The organism is Microcoleus sp. Pol12B3 (assembly GCF_036701355.1).
In the GTDB taxonomy this organism is placed as follows: Bacteria; Cyanobacteriota; Cyanobacteriia; order Cyanobacteriales; family Microcoleaceae; genus Microcoleus.
Genome location: NZ_JAUBQS010000040.1, coordinates 1 through 18,025 on the forward strand (window position 1 = coordinate 1; position 18,025 = coordinate 18,025).

At 46.1% G+C, this 18,025-nt stretch carries 9 protein-coding genes; 5 read left to right on the forward strand and 4 right to left on the reverse strand.

The annotated features are described in order from the left end of the window. The first annotated feature begins 174 nt into the window (after positions 1–174). On the forward strand, positions 175–423 hold the full coding sequence (locus tag QUA53_RS19405; protein WP_333099248.1) for a hypothetical protein: 249 nt from the start codon (positions 175–177) through the stop codon (positions 421–423). Between the two features lie 302 nt (positions 424–725). On the opposite strand, the gene QUA53_RS19410 is transcribed toward QUA53_RS19405, so the two are convergent. Both QUA53_RS19410 and QUA53_RS19415 read right to left on the reverse strand, forming a co-directional pair. Next, positions 726–1,418, reverse strand: coding sequence for a PEP-CTERM sorting domain-containing protein (locus tag QUA53_RS19410; protein ID WP_333099247.1), 693 nt, complete (start codon positions 1,416–1,418; stop codon positions 726–728). A gap of 623 nt (positions 1,419–2,041) precedes the next feature. Beyond that, a complete protein-coding gene (locus QUA53_RS19415; protein WP_333068079.1) occupies positions 2,042–2,641 on the reverse strand; it encodes a sulfite oxidase-like oxidoreductase in 600 nt (199 codons plus the stop codon). Between the two features lie 275 nt (positions 2,642–2,916). Between QUA53_RS19415 and QUA53_RS19420 the strand changes: the two genes are divergently transcribed. Beyond that, positions 2,917–3,186 (forward strand): hypothetical protein, encoded by a 270-nt coding sequence (locus QUA53_RS19420; RefSeq protein ID WP_333150818.1) that lies wholly within the window; start codon positions 2,917–2,919, stop codon positions 3,184–3,186. Between the two features lie 349 nt (positions 3,187–3,535). On the opposite strand, the gene QUA53_RS19425 is transcribed toward QUA53_RS19420, so the two are convergent. After that, entirely contained in the window at positions 3,536–4,231 is a 696-nt protein-coding gene (locus tag QUA53_RS19425; protein ID WP_333099245.1) for a TrkA family potassium uptake protein, read from the reverse strand. A 140-nt stretch (positions 4,232–4,371) separates the two neighbouring features. Continuing rightward, positions 4,372–5,706, reverse strand: coding sequence for a TrkH family potassium uptake protein (locus QUA53_RS19430; protein ID WP_333099243.1), 1,335 nt, complete (start codon positions 5,704–5,706; stop codon positions 4,372–4,374). A 261-nt stretch (positions 5,707–5,967) separates the two neighbouring features. On the opposite strand from QUA53_RS19430, the gene QUA53_RS19435 reads away from it, so the two are divergent. From QUA53_RS19435 to QUA53_RS19445, 3 genes are all read left to right on the forward strand, one after another. Beyond that, a complete protein-coding gene (locus QUA53_RS19435; RefSeq protein WP_333099242.1) occupies positions 5,968–6,921 on the forward strand; it encodes a methyltransferase domain-containing protein in 954 nt (317 codons plus the stop codon). A gap of 36 nt (positions 6,922–6,957) precedes the next feature. Then, a complete protein-coding gene (locus tag QUA53_RS19440) occupies positions 6,958–8,016 on the forward strand; it encodes a homogentisate phytyltransferase (protein WP_333099241.1) in 1,059 nt (352 codons plus the stop codon). 126 nt (positions 8,017–8,142) lie between these two features. Continuing rightward, positions 8,143–17,961: a tetratricopeptide repeat protein gene (locus QUA53_RS19445; protein ID WP_333099240.1), complete on the forward strand. Its 9,819-nt coding sequence runs from the start codon at positions 8,143–8,145 to the stop codon at positions 17,959–17,961. The last annotated feature ends 64 nt before the right edge of the window (positions 17,962–18,025 follow it).

The following is an 18,025-nucleotide window of genomic DNA, read 5'->3' on the forward strand; positions in this document are numbered from 1 at the left end:
TCCTGGCACATCTTTAGATGAACTCATCTGTGCCTACTGCGCTCAATAGTGTCTCTTTTTTATTTGAAATGACTATACCAATTCAGTGCCGGTACTAACAACCATTACACACCAGCCCACCAACCTGCGTTTAATTTTAGCCTACAAGCTCGGCCTTCCTGAACAATTGAAACCTTGGTTAAAGCTATTTCCGAAGTCGAAGGCGTTTTGTCCCAAACAACTCCAGAAGTTGAGAGTTTAGGCATTAACCAAGATTATTTGCATCTTATTTTCCCCTATTGGAAGCTGCAGGAACAAGCACAGGTGCAACGGACAAAAACTGTGGTAGTGGAGGCGATTAAAGTAGCGTGCGTCTGTGGGAACCTTAAAATTATTCAACCCGTAGCGGTGACTTTGTACGATCGAACCCTTTACCGTGAGTGAGTTTGGAATTTTGAGTTGGGAGAGGGAGACTGTGGGAGAAAGCGAGAGTGGGATAGTCAGAGAGTGGGAAAAATCCTGTTTCTCCTGTCGGACTTCTTCACTTTTGACTTGTGCCATCCCCCTCCATCCGTTAAATCCATTAAATCCCGTACACTGCTGCGTGGCCGAACGTCCCTCTGACTTCTCCCTTCTGACTTTTCAAATCAAGCAAAAGGCGAGCCTATTTCTCATTAGCACGCCTCCAAATAGAACTTTATTTTGTTGTCAAACGTAATTGATGAGATTGTTCCGGTTGAAACAAATCATGAAGTCGTCTTGCTAGCGCGGCGACGGCGTGCTGCAACCAAGCCACCCAAACCGAGAGCCAAACCAGTCATTGTCATCGGTTCTGGAACTGCTTCTGCGCTCACTGCGAAGTCTTGGAAGTCTGCGTCGTTGTTGTTACCACGATCGTCGAAGGAGATTAGCGTGCCTCCATTAAACAGAGAACCTGTGCCGTTGGTAAATTGTCCAGCAGCTTGGAAGACGTTCGTGGTTTCTTTGCCAAGTGCGTCCCACAGTTGCGATTGCGCCCCAAACACCGCTTGCTGGCTGCCACTGTTCAAGGCTGAGGTTGAGTAGACACTGCCACCCCAGTCACTGTCGAGCCCCAAAGTGTAAACTTGATTTGCCAGGAATGTGAATACTACCGAGCCAGAACCCAAGACTGTATTGCCCAGAGTTCCTTTCCATTCGTTGTCCCAGTAGTTGTCTGAGGATTTAGTTTCCGAAAACAGCGTGCTAACTAGAGAGACCGCCGAGTCCTTCACACTGTAGACTCCCAAAGAGGATTGGTACATTCCGTGAGATTCTTTGAAGTTAAACTTGACGCTTGTATCTTGGGTGAATGTGATGCCGTTGGTGCCAAAGGAGAAGGCTTGAGCTGGAGCTCCGGCGCCAAACAGAGCTGTGGCGGCTGCGGTAGCTGTTAGGGCGGATAAGAGTTTGGTATTCATAACCTGTTCCTTTTGTGCGAGGGTCTTAATATTTTCATTATGCGATACTTTCTTTGTATTTGGTTCACTTTAAGTAAAGTTTGACATATTCTTTATCAAGCCTTTACATAACCTTCACAAATGCTGTCGCTCGCATCTATCAGCAGGCGATCGCTCCCTACAAATAGCCACTAAATAATTATAAAGAGTGTGGATGGAAACCTTGCAGTCACTGGTCTGGGAGCGCGGAGTAGCGCAACTGATTTGGAGCTGACCTATGCTAATTTTTTATTTAATTCTCAAGTCTAAATCCTGAACAGCAAACACTTAAGTATAAATACGGTAATATTTGTGCGTACTGACAGTTAGAGAAGTTTTATATTAACCAGAAACTGGGAATATTTGTTTTTTGGGACTTTTGTAGGGGAGTTAAAGTAGTTTATCTATCGGGTAAAGTACGTACAAACTGCGATCTTTGGATTTACGTGTTTTGGTTGAATTAAGTAGATGCGGTGGCGTGAGATATCCCAAAGATGCGGAGGGGATGGAATTTCCGCAGACTGAAGCAGTAAAAGATCGGATTGCCCCTCAACAAAGATTGTATAGAGAAGCTCTCGCCCCGTCTTTGCTCCCGATCGCCCAAATCAAAAAAGACCGCTGTAGCGTTCCTCTGCCCAAGGTTCCCCCCGCTGGTGGTAGCCGTTGCGTTCCCAAAAACCGAGTTCTTCGGTTTCTGTAAATTCCAAGCCGTTAATCCATTTAGCGCTTTTCCAAGCGTACAAGTGGGGAACTACGAGCCGCATTGGGCCGCCGTGGTCTGCTGACAGAGGTTCGCCGAAGACGGTGTGGGCGAAAAAGTTTTCTTCTCGGAGGAAGTCGGCGATCGCAATGTTGGTAGTATAGCCGCCGTAGCAGTGTTCCATGACGTGCAGAGCTTTTGGATCGACTTCTATATAGTTCATAAAATCTGTGACTTTGACTCCCGTCCACTGCACATCGAGTTTTGACCACCGGGTGACGCAGTGAAAATCCGCCGTAAAGTTACTTTGGGGCATGGCCTGGAAGTCCGACCAAGTGAAGGTTTTTGGTTTTGCTAATCCCCAGACTTTAAATTCCCAACTCTCAATACTGACGGAGGGTGTATCGCCGTAGGTCAGCACAGGAAAGCCGTTGGCGAGGTATTGACCTGGGGGGACGCGATCGAGGTTTTCTGATTCTGGCTTGCGAAAAAATTTGCCCAGCATTGATTCACGCTCTACAGTAACTGCCTGCAATCCTGAGTATAACTTGCAGAGATGGGCGCATCGCTATTCGTCTCCAGGTAGAAAGCTTTCATCACTTCTGCCGAAATAAAATCCCCCTATCATGCTAGATGCCCGCCTAATTCTGCCTTCGGAGAGAGGAGAAGCTAAAAATTTTAAAAATTTATCACCCCAGCGTATGAATTACCTAATCCTAAATTTTATCGTAATTAATGGTGCATTTCCGAATCTTTGATGTATTGTTACAATATGCTCAGATGCCATATGTAAAAAAAATTGATGGGGTAAAAATCATGATCGCAAGTTGCTTGATTCCGTTGACGGTATGCTTGATTGCTTGGTGGGTGACTGCCGGGACTGACAACAGAACGCTAGACGGAATTCCGGCTCCCATAGCTGCAATTATTGGAGTGTGTTCGCTAATTTGGTTGCTGGCGGTGTGTCCTTGGCCTGTTGAACTCGCTCTAGTTTTGGCCGTGGTGGTTTTCGGCAAAGCTTATTTGCAAAAAATTTTGAAAGTCGGCTGAATTTTCAGGGCTAGCGCTCCTATGATTTGCGGGGGCGCGATCGAGTGCTGCTACTTTGTTAAATAGTTAAATAAAATTTTTCGCGATTTGTCTGGCTAGGTTCTCGGAGGAGGTCGCAAAGACGGAATCAACCCCAGAACTGGTGAAATTCAATTTATATATTTCAGTTAAAAATTAGAGCATAAAGATTGACAGAGAAACCCGGTTTATCTAAGATAAACCGGGTTGGTAAGGTTATGAAATTTTCACACATCCCGCAATAATTGCTTAGGACTTAGACACTCGGAACCCAAGAAACCGGGTTTCTGAGTCTACGAGTTTTGCTGTACGTGCGTAAAATAGCGAACTGTTAAATTGGCAAGCGACTGATATCTTTATTAGAACCAACTACTACCATCGCGTCGCCTTTTTTCAAGCGTTCACTTGGTTGCGGATTGATCTCGAACTTGTCGGCGCGACCGACTGCTAGCAAGTTCAAACCATACTTGCGCCGGAGCTCCAATTCCGAGATGGTTTTACCGTCAAACTTTTCAGGAACGAGCACCTCAACGATGCTGTGATCTGGGTCGAGGTCAAACCGTTCTAAAATGCTGGGCTGTGTAAGAATCCGGGCCAAAGAGCAGCCCATTTCTCGTTCTGGAAAAACTACATGATCTGCACCCACTTTTTTCAACAGTTTTAAGTGAGTTTCCGAAGAAGCTTTGGCTATTACGTGACTTACCCCGCCTTCCTTAAGATTTAGGGTGGTGGTAATGCTTTCTGCTAGGTAATTGCCGATCGCAACAATCACTGTTTCAAATTCAAATATACCGGCTTCCCCAAGAGCGCTAGGCTCAGTAGAATCTAACTGCACAACGTGAGCAGCAATACGATCGGTCAAAGCTTGAGTTACTTTTTTTTCATCGGTGTCAACTCCCAAGACTTCGTAACCCAAGCCGTGCAGAGTCGAACACACAGCTTTGCCGAAGCGTCCCAAACCAATAACTGCAAACTGCTTGTTGTCGGCGCGCAAAGTGCGAAAAAAATTCAAAGATGACAGGTTCACTCAATATCCAGCGCTGAGCCTCTTGCTGTTTAAATTTTAGCAGAGACAGCGCCGCCTCCTTTTGATTTTTGGGTAAGTAGTAAAAGTTGATTTGGGTTGTCACCCATTGTTTAGATTATCAGCAAGTAGGCAGGATTTTTTTATCCCACTAACAAACTTTCCTCAGCATACTTAAAAGACCTGGGTTTGGGGTCGCCAAATGCAGCACTTATCAGCAGCAACACGCCAACCCGACCTATATACATTGTAGCAATCAAAATCAACTTACCGATCGCTGAAAGCGTGGGTGTAATCCCAGTGGAAAGACCGACCGTGGCAAAAGCTGAAACTGCTTCATACAGCGCTGCGATAAATTCTACTTGGGGATTGGTCAGCTCGATTAAAATAGCAGATGTGAACGCGACCAACAGGGAACCGAAGACTACGCTAATCGTTTTCAGAATCATTGGTGGCGGGATTTGACGCTGATAGCACTCCACATCTTCCTGGCCTTCGATAACTGCTGTGGTACAGCAAAACAATAGCCTAAAAGTTGTGGTTTTGATTCCGCCGCCGGTGCTGCCAGGACTGGCGCCGATAAACATCAGCGCTATAGTCAGAAATAGCGAGGCTTCGCTCATTTGGCCAATGCTAATTGTATTGAAGCCCGCCGTGCGGGGAGTAACAGCTTGAAACCAAGCTGCCATCACCTTTTGAGGGAAATTTAGAGCACCGAAAGTGTCTGGGTTGTCGTATTCCAACACCAAAAAGGCTAGCGTTCCTAAAATTAAAAGGACAGCCGTTGTAGTAGTAACAACTTTGAAGTTTAGGGAAAAAACTGTGCAGATTGGGCTTTTGTTGAAGCGATCGCGCAGCCACAGGTACATTTCCATAATTACTTGATAGCCGATTCCCCCAAATATGATTAAACCCCCGACTGTGAAGTTAACCATAGGCGAAGTGATGTAGCCGATCAAATTATCTGAATAGATGCTAAAACCGGCATTGTTAAACGAATTAACGCTGTGAAATATAGCAGACCACACGCCCTCTTTAAATCCGTATTGGGGGACGAAAACCGTCATCAGCAAAAACACTCCTGTTAATTCAAACAAAAGCGTTGTTGCTAGAATTGACTGCACGAGTTGTACTACGCCGGCTAGCCCGGATTTGTCGAGAGATTGTTGCAGGGCAACTTTGTCTTTCAATCCAAAGCGGCGACCCAATAATAGCAGCAAGAAAGTCGTGGCTGTCATGTAGCCCAAGCCTCCTATTTGCACCAGTAAAACTAGGCACAGTTGCCCCCAAAAAGAGTAATATTTTCCGACATCCACAACCGACAAGCCCGTGACGCAGACAGCGGAAGTAGATGTAAACAGTGCTGTTATTGGATCGCTCCAAGTTCCATCAATTGTGGAAAAGGGCATCATCAGTAATAAAGCACCTGTGAGGATGACAGCGAGAAAGCCCAAAGCAATGGTTCGCGAGACAGTCATTCGATTTTAGATTTTAGATTTTAGATTTTAGATTTGACAGGGAACCCACAAATCGATTTTAGATTTTAGGTTTGAGAGGGAACCCACAAATCGATTTTGGATTTGAGGTTTGAGAAGGAACCCACAAGATCGATCCTCGGGCTTGAAATCAGGACATCTCTGTTTGGCGAATGCCGGAGACCGATCGAACTCAATCGCCAAATTCTATGACAACAGCGGGAAAATAACGGTAGAATTCCTTTAATAACTTGCGATCCGGCGATGACATCAACACTTTACCAGCAAATTCAGCAACTTTACGACGCTTCTAGCGGTTTGTGGGAGCAGGTGTGGGGCGAACATATGCACCACGGTTACTACGGCCCGGATGGCAATTTGAAAAAAGAGCGCCGACAGGCTCAGATAGATTTGATAGAAGAACTGCTGGCTTGGGCTGGAGTACCGTCAGAGAAGGCACTGGGTGAATCTTACCGCATTCTCGATGTCGGTTGCGGGATCGGGGGCAGCACGCTGTATTTGACCGAAAAGTTTAGTTCGATCGCTCAAAATAATTTAAAGTTGGATGGCAAGGTCGATCGAGATTTTAGCCGATCGCCCGAACTCAACAAAACGGGCGCTAGCGTTACAGCTACCGGGATTACTCTGAGTCCGGTACAGGCCAACAGAGCGACCGAACGCGCTAAAATTGCCGATGCTCAAAGCAATGTGAATTTTTTGGTGGCCGATGCTTTGAATATGCCTTTTCCTGACGAGTCATTCGACTTGGTTTGGTCGCTCGAAAGCGGCGAACATATGCCAGACAAAATTAAGTTTTTGCAGGAATGCTGTCGCGTACTCAAACCGGGAGGAACTTTGATTTTGGCAACTTGGTGTCACCGCCCGCTGGGAGAAACGGCGGGTGAATTAACTGATGAAGAGAGAAAGCAATTGGCAGAAATTTACCGGGTTTATGCTTTGCCTTATGTAATTTCTTTGCCGGAATATGAGGAAATTGTCCGCAGTTTGCCTTTGACAAATATTCGCACCGCTGATTGGTCAAAAGCTGTTGCTCCTTTTTGGGATGTGGTGATCGATTCTGCTTTGACTCCGAGCGCGATTTGGGGTTTGCTAACGAGCGGTTGGACGACTATTCAAGCAGCACTTGCTCTCGGATTGATGAGCCGTGGATATCAGAGCGGGTTGATTCGTTTTGGGCTGATTTGTGCTGTAAAATAACAGGCATATATCAGAGAAGTTTTGAGTCTTGAGTTGATGAGTAAGGTGCGTATTACGCACCCTACAGAATATTATTTGTTTGGCGTGGGTGTGAGATTTATGGGCAATGATTCGATTGGCAAGTCTTGGATTGATAAAAATGGCTCGGCTCCGCAAAGCTGGATGAGGGCATTTTGGGAGTTTTCTCGGCCGCACACAATTGTGGGTACTAGCTTGAGCGTGTTGGCGTTGTACGCGATCGCCCAAAGCACGAGGCTGTTTGTGAATCCTGTATTTGGGCCCCTAGCTTTTGCCTGGTTGGCTTGCGTTTGCGGCAATATTTATATTGTGGGATTGAACCAGTTAGAAGATGTTGAAATTGATAAAATAAATAAGCCGTATTTGCCGATCGCCTCTGGAGCATTTTCTCGGAAAATCGGGGAATTAATTGTAATTGCAACTGGAATTATAGCAATTTTGACTGCTGTTTTGCAAGGCCCGTTTTTGCTGGCTACCGTTGGCGTTAGTTTAGCGATCGGGACTGCTTATTCTCTGCCCCCAATTCGGCTGAAGCGGTTTCCTTTTTGGGCGGCGCTGTGCATTTTTACGGTGCGGGGCGCTATCGTAAATTTAGGGTTATTTTTACACTTTAATTGGGTGTTGGGTTTGGGAAGGGCGAAAAGCGCTTTTTCGGGCTGGAGTTTGGAGAGTGTGTCTTTTCGGATTCCTGCGGAAGTTTGGGTGCTCACGGTTTTTGTTGTGGTGTTTACGTTTGCGATCGCCATTTTTAAAGATATCCCCGACATGGAAGGGGACAAGGAATATAATATTACTACGTTTACGATTGAGCTGGGCAAGCCGGCCGTCTTTAATTTATCTCGCTGGGTGTTGACGGTTTGTTATTTGGGCGCGACTTTGGCGGGAGCGATGGTATTGTCTAATGTTAATTTAGTGTTTCTGGCAGTTTCTCATTTGGTGGCTTTGGGTTTGATGTGGTTTTGGAGTGCGAAAGTTGATTTGGACGATAAAATAGAAATTGCGGCATTTTATCAGTTTATCTGGAAGTTGTTTTTCTTAGAATATCTGATTTTTCCCGCCGCTTGTTTGTTGGGGTAGAAGGGGAAGAAGGAAGAAGGAAGAAGGAAGAAGGAAGGAGAAAGGGGGAAGAAGGAAGGAAGAGTTAACAAGTTAGAACAAGTTGGCAATTACAAGTTAGCGAACTCCCAAACAACAAAGATAACTATGGCTTCTAAAAAAAAATCGCCAAAATCTGCCTGCAAATTGGGTGCAGAAGAATCTTTAAAAATAGCTTGGGAACACCACCAAGCGGGACGTTTGTTAGAAGCTGAGAAGTTGTATCGGCAGATATTAGAAGCGCAGCCGCAATCAGCAAATGTGCTGTGTTTGTTGGGAATAGTGGCGAGACAGCAGGGAAAGATTGCAGAGGCGATCGACTTTTACGAACAGGCGATCGCCCAAAACCCCGATTTTGTAGAAGCACATTTAAATAAGGCTAATCTTTTACTGGATGTGCGCGAGTATCAAAGAGCGATCGCCAGTTACGAACAAGTAATCAAAATCCAGCCAAATTCCGCACTCGCCTACAATAATTTGGGCTGGATTAAACAGCAATTAGGTGAAATAGACGCGGCTATTTTAGCTTACCAAACAGCACTGCGACTAGATCCAAACCTGCACGAAACAGCGCACAATTTAGGACATTTATTTAAAGAGAAAAATCACTTTAACGAGGCGATAGCTTATTACCTCCACGCTTTAAAAATAAATCCCAATTTGATATATTCCCTGATGGAATTGGGAACTATTTTGCAGCAGCAAGGTAAATTAGTAGAAGCTTTAAACTGCTACCAGCAAGCTGTAAAACTAGATCCAAACAATCCAGAAGCTCACAACAATGTAGGAGCATTTTTCCACGAACAAGGCAATGCAAAAGCAGCAATATCCCACTACCGACAAGCATTAAACTTAAAGCCAGACTTCGTGGAGGCTATTAACAATCTCGGACACGCTTTGGTCGATTTAGGAGACTTTCAAGAAGCTTTTTCTTGTCACAGTCGAGCCTTGGAATTGCAGCCCGACAATGCCATCGCACACCTCGAATTAGGTTTAACTTTGCTATTATTCGGAGATTTTCAGCGCGGTTTTGCTGAATACGAGTGGCGGTGGCGCACTCCGCAACTACAACCGAGGCAATTTAAACAGCCGGTTTGGGATGGTTCGGATTTGCAGGGGAAAACTATTTTACTCCACGTCGAGCAAGGCTTTGGTGATTCTATTCAGTTTATTCGCTACGCCCCAATTCTTCGGAGCCGAGGCGCTAAAGTTATGGTGGCTTGCTATCCAGAACTGATGCGGTTGTTTGCGACAGTTCCAGGTATTGAATATTTATCAGTTAGTTTAGAGGGTTTGCCAGAATTTGACGTTCACGCACCTCTGATGAGTTTGCCGCGAATTGTGGGGACAAGTCTGGAAACAGTACCGGCAAATGTTCCTTATTTATATCCGCCTACTGAGTGCAAATTTGCGCTTTATTCTGATGCCCAATTGAAGGTAGGGATTGTTTGGGCGGGGAGTCCGCAGCGCCGGAAAGACAATCAGCGTTCTTGCAAGTTGAGCGAGTTTATTCGATTTTTGGATGTTTCGGGAATCGCTTTTTATAGTTTACAAAAAAACTTGTCCGAGAGCGATCGCACTTTGTTGAACCAACACTTAGTGCCGGATTTAACTCCGCATTTGAACGACTTTGCTGATACCGCTTCGGCTATATCTCAACTGGATTTAGTCATTAGTGTCGATACGGCTGTGGCGCACTTAGCCGGCGCTTTAGGAAAACCGGTTTGGGTGCTGCTTTCTTTTGCTCCTGACTGGCGTTGGCTGCTGGATCGTGAAGACAATCCTTGGTATCCAACTGCGAGGCTTTTCCGCCAAAGTCAGCCGGAAAGTTGGCAAGAATTGTTTGACGAAGTACAGGCGGCTTTGAACTCTTTTGCGATCGCCAATACTGCTAGTTATTCAGAAGATTCTGCCAAAAATTCGCTTGACTTCGTTTCACTCGCCATGACTGCTAATAATGCGCCCGACCTCGATTCTGTGGCTCTCAAAAAGACAGGTGCAAGCTTGCTAGATGAGAGCAAACAAAAAATTGTTGCTGCGAGCGAAGCGTTAGGTAAGGACTCCGCAGTCCAGCCCTTGTTGGGGAGTGAGACATCGGGGGCGAGCGCGACGGGTGGGGATAACCCTGTTGTTTTAGAGGATTTATTGCGACAAGCAGAACAGTTAATGGAAACAGGTGATCGGGAAGAGGCGATCGCCCTTTACGAACAGATTATATCTCTCGATCCAAATTGCGTTCAAGCGCGGATTAATTTTGGTTTTCTCAAACAAGAAAAGGGCGAATTGGAGGCCGCTATCCCGCATTACCGAGAAGCTTTAGCCATCGATCCAAATATTCCTCAAACAGCGTACAACTTGGCAAAGATTTTTGAGGAACAAGGTCAAGCGGAAGAGGCGATCGCACATTACGAGCAAGCTCTTGTAGCTCAACCGGATTTCGTACCCGCCCTGATTAATTTAGCGGTGGCCCTGCAAGAAAAAGGCGAACTTGTAAGGGCGATCGATCTGTACCGGCGAGCGCTGGAAATTAATCCGCATAGCTGGGAAGCTTACAACAATCTCGCAACAGTGTTGCAAGAACAGGGCAATTTAGAAGAGGCGCTGGAGTATTATCACAAAGCTCTAGAATTGCTGCCGGATTTTGTGGAAGCTATTAACAATTTAGGCCGGACGTTTCTGGAAAAAGGCGCGGTAGAAGATGCGATATCCTGCTACAGACGAGCAATTCATTTAAGTCCAAATCACGCTAGCGCTCACCTAAATTTGTCCTTGGCTTTGCTGTTGGTGGGAGATTTGGAAAATGGTCTAGCCGAATACGAGTGGCGCTGGCAAATTAAAGAATTTCACACTGGTCATTCCTGTTTTTTGGCGGGACCAGAAAATACTGTTTCGGCGAGAGAATACCGGCGGCTGTGGGACGGTTCTGATTTGGTGGGAAAGACTATTTTGCTGCACGCCGAACAAGGTTTAGGCGATTCGCTTCAGTTTATCCGCTACGCTGCGATCGTCAAAAATAAAGGCGGTAGGGTAATTGTTGGCTGTTACCCGCAATTGCACCGTTTGTTTGCAACGGTTGACGGCATTGATTTGCTAATAGTTAAAGGCGAGCCACTGCCGGAATTTGACGTGCAAGCGCCGATGTTGAGTTTGCCCTATATTATCGGTACAAAGCTGGAAACAATACCAGCAAATACTGCTTATTTATCTCCGCCTGCGGGTGCTGAATTTACGCTTCTGCCCGATCGCACTTTGAAAGTTGGCATTGTCTGGGCGGGGAATCCAAAACACCGCAAAAACAAGCAGCGTTCGTGCAGTTTAAGCCAGTTTCTGCCGCTTTTTGAGGTTTCGGGGGTAAGTTTTTACAGCTTGCAGAAAGATGTTTCCGAGGCAGATCGCGCGCTGTTGAATCAAACGCCGATCGTAGATTTGAGCCCGCATTTTGGCGATTTGGCCGATACTGCGGCTGCGATCGCCAAACTGGATTTAGTTATTAGTGTCGATACCGCTGTCGCCCATTTGGCGGGCGCTTTGGGCAAGCCAGTGTGGATTTTGCTGGCGTTTTCGCCGGATTGGCGGTGGCTTTTGGAGCGTGAAGATAGTCCTTGGTATCCAAGCGCAAGGCTGTTTCGCCAGCATCAGCGGGGCGACTGGGAGGACGTTTTCGATCGGGTGGCGCAAGCTCTAGGCGCGGTTGCTGCTGCATTTGTGCCGTCGGATTCAGCGGATGCAGAGTTTCGGTTGGGCCTGGATTTGCAGCAGCAAGCCGATTTTAGCGGTGCGATCGCTTGTTATGAGCGAGCGATCGCGATCGATCCTAATTACGCAGCGGCGCACAGCAATTTAGGCGTTGTCAAACAGCAAACGGGCAGGCTAACAGAGGCGATCGCGCACTACCGACAAGCCCTAGCAATTGACCGGAATTTGGCGGAAACTGCGAGCAATTTGGGCAGCGCGCTTGCGGAAGCAGGAGAGACTAAAGAGGCGATCGCACAATATGAGCGGGCGCTTTCTTTGAACCCGAATTGCGCGGAAGCGCTGATTAATTTGGGCCTGTTGCGGGAAGAGCAAGGAGATGTGGCGGAGGCTATAAGCTGCTACGAGCAAGCGATTCAAGTCAATCCTAATTGCGCGGTGGCTTATTTGAATTTGGGGATTGCTTTGGAGGCGCAAGGGGAGGAAGCGGGCGCGAATTACGAACAGGCGATCGCGAATTACGAACGGGCGATCGCGATCGAGCCAAATTATGTGGACGCCTTGAACCGTTTAGCATACGCCTCGATCCGACAAGGCAAAATTCCAGATGCGATCGCCTACCACGATCGAGCTTTGGCGCTGCAGCCAAATTTGGCAGAAACCGATCTCGCTTTCGCGAGTTCGCTGTCGAGCCCAGATAAGTTGGATGAGGATTTAGCTGTTTGCCAGCAAGCGATTCAGGCATTGCCAACCAGTGCACAGGCTCACTGCAATCTGGGAATTGTCCTGCACAAACAAGGCAAAATTGAAGATGCGATCGCCTGCTATCAGCAAGCTTTGAGCTTGAAACCCGACTTTCCACAAGCTTGGAACAATCTCGGCAAAGCTTTTGAGGAAGCGGGAAATATGGCAGGGGCGATCGATTGTTACCGTCGGGCGATCGAACTCAAACCCGGTTATATCAATCCCCTCACCAGTTTGGCAAGTGCTTTGCACGATCGCGGTCAACTTGCAGATGCTGTCACCTGCTACAGCCAAGCAGTAAAATTCAATGTCGCTAACCCCGAAGCTCACCTAAATTTAGGTTTAGCTTTGCTGTTGTCGGGAGACTTTCAGCGCGGTTTTTCCGAGTACGAATGGCGACTCCTAGTTAAAGAAAAACAGTTCCGGCGGCACAACTTTATTCAGCCACTTTGGGATGGTAAAAATTTGGAGGGAAAAACTATTTTGCTTTGCCCGGAACAGGGGTTAGGCGATGCAATTCAGTTTATCCGCTACGCAGATTTAGTCAAACAAAAAGACGGTAGGGTAATTGTTTGGTGTTTGCCGGAATTGCAGCGCTTGTTTGCACAAGTTTCTGGAATCGATGCGTTAATAGTGAATCCAGAGGATGCGCCGGATTTTCAAGTGCGGGCGCAGCTAATGAGTTTGCCTCACCTTCTGGGAACAACTTTAGAAACTATACCGACGAAGGTTCCTTATTTAGCTCCGCCGGCCGGTTGGGAATTTACTCTCAATCCAACTACTAATTTGAAAGTAGGGGTTGTGTGGTCGGGAAATCCTAAAAATTCCCAAAATAAGGTGCGATCCTTACCCCTAAATTTGTTGACAAAACTGTTAGATATTCCTGGAGCCGATTTTTACAGTTTGCAACAGGAAATGACAGCAAACGAGCGCGCTTTGTTAGAGCAAATGGCCGTAACAGATTTAAGCTGTTATTTGCACGACTTGGCGGATACTGCGGCGGCTATCTGTGCTCTGGATTTAGTAATTTCTGTAGATACTTGTGTGGCACACTTGGCTGGTGCTTTGGGCAAACCCGTGTGGATTTTGCTCTGTTTTGTGCCGGATTGGCGGTGGATGTTGCAACGCGAAGATAGTCCTTGGTATCCCACGGCACGGCTGTTTCGCCAGTCAACAGCGGGAGATTGGGAAGGAGTTTTAGAAGAAGCTGCTTTGGCTCTAAAAGAAAGAATTTGTCAGCATCAAAAAGCTGTACCGCCAATAGAAGCTCAAACCAATATTGACTTATATCAAAAACAGTTTAATCAGGGAAATATTCTAAAGTCGCAAGGAAGATTTGCCGAGGCCATCGCTTATTTTAAAAATGCTTTGGTTTTGCAGCCGAGTTCAATAGAGGCTACGACTAATTTGGCAGTGACGCTGCACCAAATAGGTGATTTAGCCGAAGCTGCTGCCTATTATCAGCGCGCGATCGAAATAGATCCAAACTGCGCTCAATCCCACAATAACTTGGGTATTTTGCTGCAAGATCAAGGCAATATAATGGCTGCTATATCTTGCTTTCAAAAGGCGATCGCCCTGAACCCGGTTTACGTCAAAGCTCTCAACAATCTCGGCGCGGTACTCCAGCAGCAGGGCGAGTTGCAGAGTGCGCTCGCGTGTTTTCATCAAGCACTTTCTGTCAATTCCAATTACGTGCCCGCGCTGGTAAATTTGGGTAGGTCGATGCAAACACAATCTCAGCTAGACGAGGCTGAACGGCTTTACGAGCGTGCAATTGGAGTAGAACCAAACAATCCTACAGGACACTATCACCTGGGAACGTTACGCTTGGGGGCGGGAAAAATAGAACAGGCTATTTCTAGCTTGGAACGAGCCATATCTTTGAACCCTAATTATCTAGAAGCTCTTACTAATTTAGGGAGTGCATTTGAACAAGTAGGAGACGTAAATCGAGCAATTTCTTGTTACAAAAAAGCAATAAAAATCGATGTTAATTGTGTAAAAGCTCACTTCAATTTAAGCTTAGTATTGCTGTTGACTGGGGACTTGCCGTGCGGTTTAGCAGAATACGAGTGGCGCTGGCAAACAGAACAGGCGAAAAAATTACTACGGTTAAATTTTGACCAACCAGTTTGGGACGGTTCAGATTTGAACGGACAAACTATTTTGCTCCGATCCGAACAAGGTTTGGGCGATGCCATTCAATTTGTTCGATACGCGGCAATTGTGCAGCAAAAAGGTGGTAAAGTAATCATTTCGTGCTATCAAGAACTGAAGCGTTTATTTAAGCAGATTTCTGGCATCGAACAAGTGGCGGTTCGCATGGATGAATTGCCGGCTTTCCAAGTGCAAGCACCGCTGATGAGTTTGCCTCATATTCTGGGAACAAATTTAGAAAATATACCCGCAAATGTTCCTTATTTAGCTGCGCCGTCCAATTGGCAATTTTCCCTAAATTTTGATCGCAATTTCAAAGTTGGGATTGCGTGGGCGGGAAGTTCGGAACATTTGAAGGATTTTCAGCGATCGAGCGATTTAAGCTATTTCCTGACATTGTTAGATATTCCAGGTGTAAGTTTTTACAGCCTTCAGAAAGACTTATCGCCTGACAATCGTACTTTGTTAACTCAAATTCCCGTGATAGATTTGAGCGACAATTTGAACGATTTTGCCGATACTGCGGCGGTGATATCGCAACTAGATTTAGTAATTTCCGTGGATACCGCTGTCGCGCACTTAGCCGGTGCTTTGGGTAAACCGGTATGGATTTTGCTGTGTTTTATGCCGGATTGGCGGTGGATGTTGCAACGCGAAGATAGCCCTTGGTATCCGACGGCGCAACTGTTTCGGCAGCAAACACCGGGCGATTGGGTGGGAGTTTGCGATCGCATAAAAACAGCGTTAAAACACCTAATTTCTACTCGTTCCCAAGCTGTAGCTGGTAAGGAAGATACCGAAGCCTCGCCTCGATTTTCTTTATCGCCCGCACAGGTACAATTTCACATAGCAAATGCCTTAGAAAAACAAGGTAAAAAAGCAGAGGCAGTCGCTCGTTACGAACAAGTAATTGCCGCTTCACCCAGCCACGCCGAAGCCCACAGTTATTTAGGTTATCTCAAACAGGAAAACGGGCAAATAACCGAGGCTATTTCGCACTACAAACAAGCGCTAGAAACCAATCCCAACCTGAGCGAAACAAACTTATACTTGGGTTCTGCCCTCGAAGAACAGGGAAAAGTCGCAGAGGCGATCGACTTCTACAATAAAGCAATTCAACTACGTCCCAACTCGCCAAATTGGCGCTTGAGACTAGCATTAGCTTTGCTCTTAACTGGAAATTATGAGCCGGGTTTTGCGGAGTACGAATCGCGCTGGCAAACTCAACAATTAGATCCGCGCTCTTTTGAGAAACCGCTTTGGGACGGCTCGGATTTGCAGGGAAAAACAATTTTATTGCACCCCGAACAAGGTTTTGGCGATACCATACAGTTTATCCGCTACGCTCCTTTAGTTAAGCAAAAAGGCGGCAAAGTTATTGTTGCTTGTCATGTCTTGCTGAAGCATTTATTTGAAGGAATTGCAGGAGTCGATCGAGTAGGAGTCAGGCCGAGCGATTTGATAGATTTTCAAGTGCAAGCCCCCTTGCTAAGTTTGCCGCGAATTCTGGGAACGACTTTGGAAAATATACCTGCGAATATTCCTTATTTAGCTGCGCCACAGGATTTTAAATTTTCCCTAGAACCGAACAATAAACTAAAAGTAGGTATTGTGTGGGCGGGCGGCCCGCTGCACCGCAACAATCATCGGCGATCGTGTAAATTGAGCGATTTTTTGAAATTTGTAGATGTTGCAGGAATTAGTTTTTACAGTCTTCAGAAAGATTTGTCAGGGGGCGATTCCCTACAGGATAGCTGCGCTTCACGCACTTTATTAAAGCAACACCAAATTGAAGATTTAAGCGAATATTGCGTTGATTTTGCCGACACCGCAGCAATTATTTCGCAACTCGATTTAGTAATTTGCGTAGATACTTCTGTGGCACATTTAGCCGGTGCTTTGGGCAAACCCGTGTGGATTTTGCTGTCTTTTGTTCCCGATTGGCGCTGGATGCTGGAACGCGAAGATAGTCCTTGGTATCCCACTGCGCGGTTGTTTAGGCAGCAAAAAGCCGGTGATTGGGATGGAGTTTGCGATCGCATCAAAGCAGCCTTAGAACACTTAATCTCTACTCGTACCCAGGCTCAGCCTGCTAACGCAGATTCTTATGCTCCGCCTCAAATTCAACCCCCAGAAACTCCCCCACAAATTACCGGAATCGGCATTACTTGGCCCCTCAGCATCACCAGCGGCTGGGGAATTTACGGCGTGAATTTAACACTACAACTGCTGCAAAATCCCGCTTGGCAAGTTGCACTTTTAGCACCGCCATCAATCACCTCAGAATCTATGAATCCGCTGCATAAATCCTTGTTATTACCTGTAATTGAAAAGCAAAAAAGTTTTCAGGAATTAGTAGCAGCCAATTCCGACAAACAAATCAGTTGTAATTTTCCCGTACTTTACGCTTTGGGTAATAATTTAGAATCCTCTGGAGTTGACGATAAAATTACCAGCGCTTGTCAAATAGGAGTCATATTTTTTGAAGACACGCGAATTACAGCAGAAGCACTAGAAACAGCCAAAAAATATAGCGCGATTGTCGCAGGTTCCAACTGGAATGCGGATGTTTTGAGAAGCCACGGCTTGACTAATGTGGCGATGGTACATCAAGGAATTGACCCAACAATTTTCCATCCTGCACCTAAATCTAATCTATTTGGCGATCGCTTCGTCATTTTCTCCGGCGGCAAACTGGAATATCGCAAAGGTCAAGATATTGTAATTGCCGCTTTCAAACGATTTCGCGCCAAACATCCAGAGGCTTTGTTACTAACAACATGGCACAACTTCTGGCCTCAGTATATGCTAGGAATCGAACAAACCGGAAACGTTGCCGGACTTCCCAATATCAACCGCGACGGAAGTTTAGGAATTTCCCAATGGTTAGTGGCTAATGGTTTGCCAGTTGACTCTTTTATCGACATCGGCTTAATTCCCAATCACCTCGCGGGACAAATTTTGCGAGAAGCCGACTGCGCTGTTTTCACCAACCGCTGCGAAGGTGGCACTAATTTAGTCGCGATGGAAAGTATGGCCTGCGGAATTCCGACTATTTTATCAGCAAATACGGGTCATTTAGACTTAATTTACAGCCACATTTGCTATCCTTTATGGACCCAAGGACGAGTTAAACAGACTGCTCCTTTTTCCGGTGTTGAAGGTTGGGGGGAGTCTGAGGTTGCAGAAGTTGTCGAGGCTTTGGAACAAATTTATACTAATCGCGAAGAATCAAAAAATCGCGGTTTAGCTGCGGCTAACTTTATGCTAGATTGGACTTGGGAAAAACAAGTTAAGCGCTTTCTTGATGTTATATCAAATTCGCTTTAACAATAATCTTTTTCCGGTGCATAGAATCCGCTACTACACAAAGTTTAGTTAGCCTAAGCGTTGG